Here is a 12,339-nt window from a genome sequence, read left to right on the forward strand (position 1 = left end):
ACAGGCGCACGTGACTCGCATCGCGGAACTCGAACAGATCCACGCAACGCAAACGGAGGACGCGCATCTCTGGCAGAACCGCGCCGCCGAGCGCGAAGCCGAACTAGAAGCCGCGCGCGCTGACTGGACGCGGCAACTCGAAGCGGCGCACGCTCAGACCAAGACCGCACAGACAAAAGTCAGCGCGGCAAACGGCCGCCTGCAAGCGCTGACAGCGGAACGCGCCACAGCGCAGCAGCAATGCACCGCCGCTGAGCGGCAGTTGGCGACGGCGCGCGGACAGCTAGAACAGCAGCGGGCCGCGGCCCACACCGCTGCGCGCGCGTCGGCCACCCGCTTGACCGCACTTGAAGCCGAACGGCACGCGCACGTGACTCGCATCGCGGAACTCGAGCAGGTCCACGCAACGCAGGCGGACAACGCGCATGTCTGGCAGAGCCGCGCCGCCGAGCGCGAAGCCGAACTGGAAGCCGCGCGCGCTGACTGGAGGCGGCAACTCGAAGCGGCGCGCGCTCAAGCCAAGGCCGCACAGACGAAAGTCACCGCGGCAAACGCCCGCGTGGAAGCGCTGACCGCGGAACGCGCCTCAGCGCAGCAGCAATGCACCGCCGCCGAGCGGGAGCTGGCGACGGCGCGGGAAGAACTGGAACAGCAGCGCGCCGCAACCGAAGTCGCCGCGCGCGAGTCGACCGCCCGCTTGGCCACACTCGATGCCGAGCGACAGGCGCACGTGACTCGCATCGCGGAACTCGTCGCCGCGGCAAACGGCCGCCTGCAGGCGCTGACAGCGGAACGCGCCACGGCGCAGCAGGCCGACGAGCAGGAATTGGCGACCGCGCGCGCAGATCTGAAACAGCAGCGCGCCGCTGCGGAACTCGCACAGAGCCAGCTCCGTCAGTTGCGCGATCAACTCGCCGCGGCCGACACCGCTGCGCGCGAGTCGGGTGCCAGCTTGGCCACACTCGATGCCGAACGGCACACGCACGTGACTCGCATCGCGGAACTCGAACAGATCCACGCGACGCAGGCGAAAGACGCGCATGTCTGGCAGAACCGCGCCGCCGAGCGCGAAGCCGAACTGGAAGCCGCGCGCGCCGACTGGACGCGGCAACTCGATGCGGCGCACGCTCAGGCCAAAGCCGAACAGACGACAGTCACCGCGGCAAACGGCCGCCTGCAGGCGCTGACGGCGGAACGAGCCACAGCGCAGCAGCAATGCACGGCCGCCGAGCGGGAGCTAGCGACGGCGCGCGGAGAACTTGAGCAGCAGCGCGCCGCGGCCGACACCGCTGCGCGCGAGTCAGCCACCCGCTTGACCGCACTCGAAGCCGAACGGCACGCGCACGTGACTCGCATCGCGGAACTCGAACAGATCCACGCAACGCAGGCGGAGGACGCGCACGTCTGGCAGAACCGCGTCGCCAAACGCGAAGCCGAACTGGAAGCCGCGCGCGCTGACTGGACGCGGCAACTCGAAGCGGCACGCGCTCAAGCCAAGGCCGCACAGACGAAAGTCACCGCAGCAAATGGACACCTGCAAGCGCTGACAGCGGAACGGGCCACAGCGCAGCAGCAATGCACGGCCGCCGGGCAGGAATTGGCGACAGCGCGCGGAGAACTGGAGCATCAGCGCGCCGCTGCGCAACTCGCAAAGAGCCAGCTCCGTCAGTTGCACGATCAACTCGCCGCAGCCGAAACCGCTGCGCGCGAGGCGAACGCTCGCTTGGCCACACTCGATGCCGAGCGACAGGCACACGTGACTCGCATCGCGGAACTCGAACAGATCCACGCGACGCAAGCGGAAGACGCGCATGTCTGGCAGAACCGCGCCGCCGAACGCGAAGCCGAACTAGCAGCCGCCCGCGCCGACTGGACGCGGCAACTGGCGGATGAACAAGCGCGCGTTGCCCACGCGCTCGACGAGGTCGGCACGCTAAGCGAGCGGATTCAGGCGCTCGACGCAGAGCGCGGCGCGGCGACACGCCGCCACACCGAGACCGAGCGACACCTGATCGCGGCACGCGGCAAGGTGCAACAGCAACGCCGCGCCGCTCAACGCGCGGAGCGACAAGTCCACAAGCAGGACGCCGAGCTGGCTGAGCGCGATGCGCGCATTGCACAGATGGCGGACACGCGAATCACCGACGCGGAGGGGTTGCTTCGCTGGCAGCAAACCGCAGAGCAGGCGCAGGGCGAATTGGAGGCGACCCGCACATCTTGGACGCAGCGGTGGAACGAAGAGCAAGCGCGGAACGCCGCGATCGCCGAGCAGCTCAGCGACCTCGCCGCCGATCGTGACGCGGCGGACGCCGGCGGGGCAGCCCTCACACAGGAGCTGATCGCGGTGCGTGGGCTGCTCGCCGAGAAGCAGGCAGCCGCCGAACGGACGCAGGCGCAGTTGCGATTGCTCGAAGCGCAGCTCAGCACACGCGAGGCTTCCGGGCGCGAACTGGGCGATCGCCTCGCCGCGCTGCGGGTTGAGTTGAGCGAACGTGACGGCCGCATCGCCGAGATCGACGCGCTGCGCGCGGCGGAGGCGGAGGCATTCAGCAACTCGCGCGATGCGGCTGCCGAACGTGAAGCCGAGCTGGTGACGGCGCGCGACGATCTCGCACGAGCCCTGGAGGTGGAACGCGCTGGTGCCGCCACTCTCTGTGAGCGCCTTGGCATTCTCGACGCGGAGCGAGGTGCCGAAGCGCAGCAGCACGCGAAGGCCGAACGAGACGTCGAGAAGGCCCGCGACGAGTTGGCGCGTCAGATCGCCGCATTCGAGATTGCCTCCGATCGCGTCCGCGAGTTGGAGGCTCAGCTCACCGCGCGCGACGCCACGAGTGGCGAACTCAGTACCCGGCTGGAGGCCGCTCACACGCAGCTTGCGGGCCTCGACAATCGCGTCGCGCAACTCGACATCGAGCGGCAGGCGACCGAACGTCGTCGCGACGCTCTCAAACGCCGACTGACCACGGCGCAGGACGAGTCGATGCGCGGGCAGACGGAGCTGGCGGCGGCGCGGGCGGAGATCGACCTCCTCACCGAGCGCTCCACGGTGGGCGAGGCGGTCAAGCAGGAGCTGGCGGATCGCGTCACGCTGCTGGAAGCGGAACTCGACGCGCGGGACACCGTCATCGCACAGTCGGAACACTTGCAGGCGACCGAAACGGAGGAGTCGCGCGCCGCGCAAGCAGCCGCGGCGGAGCGCCACACCGACTGGGAAGCGGCGCGCGCGCAGTGGGAACAGGAGCTAGCCGCGGAGCGGGCACAAACGATGGCCGTTCGCGAGCAGGCGACTGCGCTCGCTGATCAAGTCCACGATCTCATCAGCCAACGCGATGCGCTCGAACACGAACGCGACACCGTTCGGCAGGAACTTACCGCTACCCAGCGTGAGCGCGCGGGAACGCGCGGTGCGATCGCGGACGCACACGCGCGGTTGCACACGATGACCGAGCAGGTCGCCGCGGCCGAGGCCGCGGGGCTCGATCTGACCGTGCGCCTGGCGGCGCGAGAAGCGGAGCTGCGCGAGCGCGACGAGCGACTGGCGGAGATGGCGCAGCAGCACACGGCGATCACAACCGCCCTCGAGACGGTGCGCAACAAGTTGTCCCAGAACCGGACGGTGTTCGAGAAGACCGAGACCCGGCTCCGCGCGTTTGAGGAACGAGTCGTCGCCCGCGAAGCTGCCGCGCGCGACCTCGCCGCGCGTACGACGGCACAGGCGGCGGAGCTACGCGAGCGCGAGGCCCTCTTGGACAAAGCACGCGACGAAATGGCACAGCGCGAACAGAGCGATGCAGAGGAGACAGAGCGCATCATCGTGGCCGCCCGACGGCGCGAAGACGAATTGCGGGCGGCCGTCGAAGCCCTACAGCGTCAGCTCGACGCCTTGCGAGGAGAGCCTGACATCAAGCCCGTGTCGATCGCCGCGGCGGAGTTGCAGACACGCGCGCTAGAGCAGCCCCTGCCGCCGCGCACAGATGAATCGCCGAACGCGAAGCAGCCCGACATCACGCCGCCGATCGCTGCGCCGGGCCACAGACTACCGACTGCCGCCGCCACGCTGCCCAAACGCAGCAGCGTACCCGCGCGCACCGGACGATTGCCCAACGAGGCAACTCGCCTGCAGCGGGCGCAGGTGGCATTCCTCGCGACGAAGATTTCGCAGATCGAGCCTCAGTTCATTCAGACCGCGCAACCGCCAGCCATTCCGAATCTGCCGACATCGATCGCCACCGCCAAGCCACCACCCGACAGCCTCATCCAAGGGGCGAGGCAACCGTCCCGCTTCGCGAGTGGTGCGCGCCGTCTACTCTCGCTACTCGGCGTCGGCAAACGGGAGCAAGACGGCGGGCGGGCGGATATCGATCGGCAGATCTGAGCGCACACGCCGGGAGTCTCCTTCGTTCTCGTTCGACCGATTGCGGTCAATTTCGATCACCAACTGACACCACTACTGACACCGCGCGAGCACTTGCCGACGCACACGATTGACGCCTCAATCTCGTTTGACGCGATACTAGGCACTGCCACTTCAGGCTGCAAGCATTGATGATTGGGTCTGCAGAAAAAGAGCGCGCCCTGCCTGATTCGAACAGGCGACCTTCTGGTTCGTAGCCAGACGCTCTATCCAACTGAGCTAAGGGCGCGTAGCAAAACGGTAGGACCGCCTCGCAAGTAACACGAGCCGCACAGGCGCGCAAGATATGCGCGCGGCGGCTTTGCACATGAGCTAGCCCCTCGATACGCAGCCCTTCGATACGTAGCCTTCGGCTTCACTCAGGACTGCTACTCGGGGAAACGGTTTTTTCTCTCGCACCCATTCAACATCCGTTTGCCCGAGTAGTGAGCGGAGCGAACGTATCGAGGGCTTCCTTGTGCAAACCCACCCCGGCAGAGATCACGCCGCCGTTTCTACGCACGCGTTGCGGGCGATGACGCGACGCCGAAGACGCGCTCGAAGTGCCAGCGGTGCTGCGGTGTCGCCACTACCACTGCCACTAAGTCTCCGTCCGGCCCGATCAATGTCGCCGCTTCGCCAGCTTCCGCGGCGGGCAGGTCGCGCAGCGCGGCTTCCTGTCCGCTGCGCGCCCGCCGGGCGCACTCAGCGTCGATCGCGATCTCGCGCAGGTGACGCAACGCAGCGCGCAATCCGATCAATGACTCGACTCGCCCCGCTTCGATGTCCTCCATGCTGACTGCCTCGGCGAGCGTGAACGTGCCGAACGCGGTGCGCCGCAACGACTCGACATGCGCGGCCGTCCCCAGCGCCGCACCGATGTTTTCGGCCAACACGCGCACGTAGGTTCCTTTGGAGCAGTGTACCTCGAACTCAATCGCCGCATCGCCGCCGCGCCGCAGAACCAGACGGTGGATGACGATCGGCCGCGCGTCACGCGCGACCTCCTTACCGGCGCGCGCGAGTTTGTAAAGCGGCACACCGCTCTGCTTGATTGCGGAATACATCGGCGGCGTTTGCATCTGCGGGCCGCTGAGCCGCTGCGCGATGAGGTCGAGAGCCGGCGGCGTGAATGCCGGCACTGCTACCTCGCGAGTCACCCGTCCGGTTCGATCACCGGAGTCGGTCGCGACACCCAACCGAATGCAACCGACGTAGACCTTGTCGGCGACGTTGAGGAACTGCGCGATCTTCGTGCCGTCACCCACGCACAGAGGCAACACTCCGGTGGCGAACGGATCGAGCGTGCCGAGGTGGCCGACCTTGACGCGCAGACGGCGCTTGACGAGACGCACGACGTCCGCCGACGTGCACCCCGCTGGCTTGTCGACAATGAGGATTCCGTCCATCAAGAGCGCGCAAGGGCGCGGTCAGTCGCGCGGCTTGATTGCCAGCGGCGCGTCGACATCGGTCGGAGGTTCGCCTACGCGCGCGTCGTTGACCTGGTGGGCCTGGTCGTCTTCGCGCAGTAACACGGCCAAACGTTCCGCGCGCTCGAGCGATGGATCGAACACGAAGGTGATGTCCGGCGCAAAGCGCAGCCCCAGCTGACGCGTGGCTTGCGCCTTGATGAAGCCACGAGCGCTGCGCAGCCCGGCGAGCGTGCGCTCATGCGCCGCGTCGTCACCGAGGCAACTGAAGAATACGCGCGCATGTTTCAAGTCGGGCGTCATCTCCACCGCGGTGAGGGTCACCATCCCGACGCGCGGATCCTTGATCTCGCGCGCCAACAGTTCCGCGATCACCGCGCGCAGCGCGTCGCTGACTCGTTCGGCTCTGTGTCCGCTCATGGGAGTTCAACCCTTCGCTCAACAATGAAGCACTTCGATTTCGTCCGGGCCGACCTCGGCCAGCTGCATCCGTTCGATGAATTGGACCACTTGCCGCAGCGCCCCTTCGACGTAGGGCGCGTCGCTGCCCACCTGCGCGACACCGAGCACGGCGCGTTGCCACAAGTCTTGGGCATCGCACTCGGAAATCGACACGTTGAATTCATTCGCCACGCGCGCTTTGATTCGCTTGATCACGCCGCGCTTGCCTTTGAGCGAGTGATTCTCGGGCAGGAAGAGTGTGAGTTTCAGAACCCCGACCACCACGGAAGGTCTCCCACACTCCGGCCACTGGCGGGAGTGCGCCGGTCGCTAGACGCGGCGCTCGGCGCCCGCGGCCTTGCCTGCCAGCGGAGTCAGGCGGCGCGCCACCGCTTCGGTCTCGAAGGTCTCGATCACGTCGCCCGCCTTGACGTCTTGGTAGTTCTCCAACGTCATGCCGCACTCGTAGCCGGACAGGACTTCGCGCACGTCTTCTTTGAAGCGACGCAGGCTGGTGACCTTGCCGGTGTAGACGACGACGTGGTCGCGCACCAAGCGGACGTTGCCACCGCGCACGAACTTGCCATCGGCGATCGACACCCCAGCGACGGCTCCGGCGCTCGGGATGTTGAAGATCTCGCGCACTTCCGCGCGCCCTGTCGTCTTCTCGCGCATCGTTGGTTCGAGCAAACCCTCCATCGCATCGCGCACGTCGTTCACGGCGTTGTAGATGACGGTGTAGAGGCGCATATCGACGCCCTCGCGTTCGGCCAGATCGGCGCCCTTCGACTCCGGCCGGACGTTGAATCCGATGACCACCGCGTTCGACGCCGACGCCAGCAACACGTCACTCTCGGTGATGCCGCCCACCGAGGCGTGCAGGACGTTGAGACGCACCTCGTCGCTCGACAGACGCGACAGCGCCTCGGACAACGCTCCAACCGAGCCCTGCACGTCGGCCTTGATGATGACGCGGAGCTCTTTGACCTCGCCTTGCTGAATCTGCTCGTAGAGATCTTCGAGCGATACCTTGGCGGTCTTGACCAGATCGACCTCGCGCTGTTTCAGACGCCGATGCTCGGCGACTTGACGCGCCATGGCTTCGTCTTGCACCACCACGAAACCGTTGCCGGCATCCGGCACACCGGTGAGACCGAGAATTTCGACGGGGGTCGAGGGCCCGGCAGTCAAGATCTTGCGCCCCTTGTCGTCGACCATCGCTCGCAGTCGGCCGTACTCACCGCCGCACACGAACGGATCGCCGACTTTGAGCGTACCCTCCTGCACCAGTACTGTGGCCACCGGTCCGCGCCCGCGATCCAACTTCGCTTCGACGATGGTACCGCGCGCTAGCGTATCGGTCGGCGCTTGGAAATCGAGGATCTCGGCTTGCAGGAGCAACATCTCCAAGAGTTGCTGAATGCCGTCGCCGCTCTTCGCCGACACCGGGACCGTGATGGTGTCGCCGCCCCAGTCTTCCGGCACTAGTCCATGATTGGCCAGATCGCGCTTGATCCGTTCCAGGTCGGCTTCCGGTTTGTCGATCTTGTTGATCGCCACGATGATCGGCACGTTGGCGGCGCGCGCGTGGTTAAGCGCTTCAACCGTCTGCGGCATCACCCCGTCGTCGGCCGCCACCACCAAGATGACGAGATCCGTCACCTTCGCGCCGCGGGCTCGCATTTGAGTGAACGCCTCGTGACCAGGAGTGTCGAGGAAGGTGACGTGTTTGCCGTGCACATCGACGCTGTACGCGCCAATGTGCTGCGTGATCCCGCCGGCTTCCTGCGCGGTGACGTTGGTCTTGCGGATGCGGTCGAGCAGCGACGTCTTGCCGTGATCGACGTGGCCCATGATGGTGACCACCGGGGGCCGCGGTTGCTTCGGGACGTCGTCAGCCGCGACATCGCGATCACCTTCGAGTGCGCTTTCGGCGTTGAAGGCCACGTTCTCAACGTTGTACTCGAAATCGGACGCAATCAGCGTTGCCGTGTCGGCGTCGAGCACTTGGTTGATGGTCGCCATCATGCCCGCGTCCATCAACTTCTTGATGACCTCGCCCGCCTTCACGCCCATCGCCTTGGCAAGCTCCCCGACGGTGATGATCTCGGAGATGCGCACGACGCGTTTGCTGGCTTTGGGCGTGGTGATCTCCGTCTTCTTCAGCTCCTTGCCGGGCAGCGCTCGCTTCTTGCGCGGAATCTTACCGAAGCGCGTATCGCGGCCACCCGGCTGGTCGGCAACCTCTGGCTTTGAAATGACGCGACGCTTTTTCTTTCGGCGACCGTCTGCCGCGCCTCCCTCCCGCGCTTCCTCAGGTGGAAAAGCCGCAGGTGCAGCTGGCGCGCCGGCGGGCCGTTCGCGTTCCGGACGTGCGGCAGGCTTCGGCGGTTCAGGCTTGCGCAGATCGATGCGGCCGAGCACGCGCGGGCCCCGCATCGCCTCGCTCTCCATCATCGGCCCGCTGGTGCGCGACGGTGCCTTGGGCTTGGGCGCGGGCGGAACCGGTGGAACCGAGATCACGCGCGGCGGCGGGGGTGGCGCCGCAACCGGTGCCTTCGTCACCACTGGTGCCACCGCCTCGGTCAAACTCAACGGCGGCAACACGCTGGGTTCGGCCTCCAACGGCAACATGGGTTCCGCCTGGGTCTCGGGCAGACTGAAGGTCTCCACCTCTTCTGCGTGCGACACCAACGGTTCGACGGCGATCTCGGCGGCTTGATCATCCATCCCCGAGGTCGGCGCGGCGCGCCGGCGAATGACGCGCGTGCTGACGCGACGTTCGACACTGGTTTGCCCTTCGTCGGTCGTCACGGTGCGTTCTTCGCCGACGGAGACGGTCGGCTTCTCGACGATAAGCACTGCATTGTGCAAACGCTCGACTTCGTCGTCGGTCAGTGAACTCTGCGCTTTTTTCCCGAGAATCCCCAAGCGCTCGAGCTGGGCGAGGAGGTCCTTCGCTTCGAACTTGCGATCGCCGACGGACCATTCCTTCGCCAGCGTGTTGATGCGCTTCGCCGCCATGGACTCCCCTCTATAGCTCCGATTCGGCTCGCAGGCGAGCCACCAGCGTCTGGCGCTCGCTGCGACTAACGGCGCGCTGGAGCGAGCGCACCGGGCCCTTGCGGCCCGCGAAGCGTTCCCAGCATTCCGCCGAGCGGTGCAGATACGCGCTGCGACCCGATGCGTGGCGGATCACCGGCGTCAAGGTGCCCTGCGGGTCTGCCGCGATGCGCACCAACGCGGCCTGCCCGGCCCGCGCGCCGCAGCCGATGCAGGTGCGGAGCTGCAGAGTTTTGCTCACGAGGCCTCGCCTTCGGGGGGCGCCGGCGGGGCGGCTTCGGCGGCAGCCTTCGCCGCGGCGGCGTTCGCGGCGGCGGTGGCGACGGCTTCGGCGGCGGCGATTTCCGCCAGTCGCTTCAGCTCTTCAACATGCGCCCGCACCGCTTTGAGAACCGCGGGCGCCTTTTCTGGTCCGATGCCGTCGATGTCGGCGATCGTCTGTTCGTCGCTCGCCCCGACCTCCTCAGCCGACTTGAACCCGTACTGGTACAGCAACTCGGCCGCGACATCCCCCAGGTTCGGAATGCTGGTGATCGCCGCGCGCGCGCGGCGGGCTTCGTCTTCGGCTTCCGCTTCACTCCGGACATCGAGCTTCCAACCCGACAGCCGGGAGGCTAGGCGGACGTTCTGTCCCTTTTTTCCGATGGCGAGCGAAAGCTGATCCTCAGCCACGATGACTTCCATCACATGATCGTCTTCGTCCATCACGATCTTGGACACCTTCGCCGGGGCCAGCCCGCGGCACACGTACTCCGCCGGATCGGGTGTCCAGTGCACGATGTCGATCTTCTCGCCGCGCAGCTCTTGCACGACCGACTGCACGCGCGTGCCCTTCATGCCGACGCACGCGCCGACCGGATCAACGTCCGGATCGTTCGAGATCACGGCGATCTTGGCGCGGCCGCCGGGCTCACGGGCGGCGCCCTTCACCTCGACGATGCCTTCGTAAATCTCCGGCACTTCCTGTTCGAACAATTTGACCAGAAAGCCCGGGTGCGTGCGCGACAGAATGATCTGCGGCCCCTTGCTGCTCATCTCCACGTCGAGGATGTACGCCCGGATACGATCGCCCTGACGGTAACGCTCGCGTGGAATCTGTTCCTTCTCGGGTAGAATGGCGTCGGTACGGCCGAGGTTGACGATGATATTCTTCTTCTCGAAACGCTGGACGATCCCGGCGTGCGTCAGCTCGCCTTTACGATCTTTGAACTCGTTGTAGATGATGTCGCGCTCCGCGTCGCGAAGGCGCTGAATGAGGTGTTGCTTGGCGGCTTGCGCGGCGATCCGTCCGTAGCGTTGATCCAGCTTCTCCAGCAACTCGTCGCCGACGCTGGCCTCGGGATCGAGATTGGCGCGCGCGTCTTCGAGCGAGATCTCGATCTCTGCATTGGTGACGTGCTCAGCCACGGTGAGAATCTTGAACAGCTCGACCTCCCCAAGATCCGGGTTGAACTTGGCCTCGACGCGGATATCAGCGCTCAGCACTTTTTTGGCCGCCGACAGCATCGCGTTTTCGACCGCACTGATGACGATCGACTTGTCGATGCTCTTTTCCTTGCTGACTTGATCGATAACCCGGCTAAGCTCTGGTTGCATGGTGCCCTCCGTGGACGACGGCTATTTCTCTTGTCCAAAATCGTGCTCGTAGTTCGCCTGCGCCATCTCTGAGAAGCGAATCACCTCTTCGCCGGGCGAGTCCCCGAGCAAGTCCCCGAGAAGGATGGCGTCGTCGCGAACCTCGCGCAGCACCCCAACAAACATCCGCCGGCCTTCATGGGGTTCGCTCGTTCGCACCCGCACGCGGCGTCCGAGGTAGCGCGCGAAGTGAGCCGGCACGCGCAATCGCCGATTGATGCCCGGCGACGAAGTTTCTAGCGTGTACGCACCCAGCACCGCCCGATGGACTTCGAGCACATCGCCAAGTTGGCGGCTGAACCCGGTCAATTCGTCGAGGGTCACTCCCGCCCCGGCGGCCTCGAAACCGCCGGCGCGGTCCAAATAAACCCGCAGAACATGCCCGCGCCCCTCGCGCCGAAACTCGGTGTCGACGATTTCCAAACCCTCCTGTTGTGCCAGCGGCTCGGCCAGCGCCCACACACGCTCGGCCACAGACGTATCCATCTTTCCAAATTAAAAAAGTGGGCGCGCGGCCCACTTTCCCCTAGCGGCCCTCAATGTCGTGTGGCGATGTAGCACAGCCACCCTGGAGCCGCAAGCGTGCTTGGTGGCGCGAGTATTTCGCCAATTTACTCGGGCTGCGCGCGCGTGTGCATGGTCCGCAGCGTCACGATCTGGTAGGTTTTCTTCCCGCGCGGAGTTTGCACCTCGATCTCATCCCCTTCGGCCCGATTGAGCAGCGCCCGGCCCAGCGGCGACCCGAGGGAGATTTGGCCCGCCGCCGCGTTCACCTCTTCCGGAAAAACGATCTCAAAATTCTGCGACTCGCCCTCGTCGTCCTCGACCGTAACCTTACTGCCGTAGGCCACGACACCTTCGGGAATGGCGCTGACGTTGTACAGCGACAACTCGCGGATGCGCTCGTTGAGCTGGCCGATGCGCGCGCGGACGAACTCCTGGCGCGCCTTGGCGGCATCGTACTCCGCATTCTCACTGAGGTCCCCGTGCGCTGCGGCTTCGGCCAGCATCTTCGGGATCTTCGTGCTGAGCTCGTTGACCAGCTCCGCCAGGTCCTTCTTGAGTCGTTGAATAACTGGAAGTTCCATAAGTGTCGTTCCGGCTCCAGCCCGTCGTGGTGGCGGAGCGTACACGTTGTCGGCGGCTGCGCCAAGCGGTGCGCCCCCACCGAGCGGTCGTGCAGGGCTACTTCTTGTCGCCCAACACTTCGCCGGCAGCCTGGTGGACTCGATCGCCGCGATACCCTGAGGCGGACTTCTGCATCCACGTGTCGGCCCCGGCCATCACGCGATCCGCGTTCTGGAGATACCAATACATGAGTCCGAATCCGAGCACGAAACCCATCATGAACTTCTTCATCGTTGCTCCATCGCGGCC

At 65.8% G+C, this 12,339-nt stretch carries 10 protein-coding genes and 1 tRNA gene; 1 reads left to right on the top strand and 10 read right to left on the bottom strand.

Annotation, left to right across the window (positions count from 1 at the left end):
- Nucleotides 1-10: 10 nt before the first annotated feature.
- The gene (locus HYR72_03095) at nucleotides 11-4,375 is read left to right on the top strand and encodes a hypothetical protein (protein MBI1813944.1); all 4,365 of its coding nucleotides are present in this window, start codon (nucleotides 11-13) and stop codon (nucleotides 4,373-4,375) included.
- Nucleotides 4,376-4,569: 194 nt separating this feature from the next.
- On the opposite strand, the gene HYR72_03100 is transcribed toward HYR72_03095, so the two are convergent.
- The 10 genes from HYR72_03100 to HYR72_03145 all read right to left on the bottom strand — a co-directional run bounded on the left by HYR72_03100 (nucleotide 4,570) and on the right by HYR72_03145 (nucleotide 12,321).
- Nucleotides 4,570-4,643: transfer RNA gene (locus HYR72_03100), tRNA-Arg, on the bottom strand.
- Between the two features lie 265 nt (nucleotides 4,644-4,908).
- Nucleotides 4,909-5,802, bottom strand: coding sequence for a tRNA pseudouridine(55) synthase TruB (gene truB, locus HYR72_03105; GenBank protein MBI1813945.1), 894 nt, complete (start codon nucleotides 5,800-5,802; stop codon nucleotides 4,909-4,911).
- A 21-nt stretch (nucleotides 5,803-5,823) separates the two neighbouring features.
- Nucleotides 5,824-6,243 (bottom strand): 30S ribosome-binding factor RbfA, encoded by a 420-nt coding sequence (gene rbfA, locus HYR72_03110; GenBank protein ID MBI1813946.1) that lies wholly within the window; start codon nucleotides 6,241-6,243, stop codon nucleotides 5,824-5,826.
- Between the two features lie 18 nt (nucleotides 6,244-6,261).
- Complete coding sequence (locus HYR72_03115; GenBank protein MBI1813947.1) at nucleotides 6,262-6,549, bottom strand: DUF503 domain-containing protein; 288 nt, start codon at nucleotides 6,547-6,549, stop codon at nucleotides 6,262-6,264.
- Between the two features lie 45 nt (nucleotides 6,550-6,594).
- Nucleotides 6,595-9,288, bottom strand: a complete 2,694-nt coding sequence (gene infB, locus HYR72_03120) for a translation initiation factor IF-2 (GenBank protein ID MBI1813948.1) — start codon at nucleotides 9,286-9,288, stop codon at nucleotides 6,595-6,597.
- Between the two features lie 10 nt (nucleotides 9,289-9,298).
- Complete coding sequence (locus HYR72_03125; protein MBI1813949.1) at nucleotides 9,299-9,568, bottom strand: YlxR family protein; 270 nt, start codon at nucleotides 9,566-9,568, stop codon at nucleotides 9,299-9,301.
- Nucleotides 9,565-10,923 carry a transcription termination/antitermination protein NusA gene (gene nusA, locus HYR72_03130; protein ID MBI1813950.1) on the bottom strand — a complete coding sequence of 453 codons (1,359 nt, stop codon included), beginning with the start codon at nucleotides 10,921-10,923 and terminating at the stop codon, nucleotides 9,565-9,567. Before nusA ends, HYR72_03125 begins: the two co-directional genes overlap by 4 nt.
- Before the next feature lie 21 nt (nucleotides 10,924-10,944).
- A complete protein-coding gene (locus HYR72_03135) occupies nucleotides 10,945-11,448 on the bottom strand; it encodes a ribosome maturation factor RimP (protein MBI1813951.1) in 504 nt (167 codons plus the stop codon).
- A gap of 125 nt (nucleotides 11,449-11,573) precedes the next feature.
- Complete coding sequence (locus HYR72_03140; protein ID MBI1813952.1) at nucleotides 11,574-12,050, bottom strand: transcription elongation factor GreA; 477 nt, start codon at nucleotides 12,048-12,050, stop codon at nucleotides 11,574-11,576.
- Nucleotides 12,051-12,147: 97 nt separating this feature from the next.
- The gene (locus HYR72_03145; GenBank protein ID MBI1813953.1) at nucleotides 12,148-12,321 is read right to left on the bottom strand and encodes a hypothetical protein; all 174 of its coding nucleotides are present in this window, start codon (nucleotides 12,319-12,321) and stop codon (nucleotides 12,148-12,150) included.
- Nucleotides 12,322-12,339: the final 18 nt, after the last annotated feature.

Source organism: Deltaproteobacteria bacterium (assembly GCA_016178705.1).
Taxonomy (GTDB): domain Bacteria; phylum Desulfobacterota; class Binatia; order HRBIN30; family JACQVA1; genus JACOST01.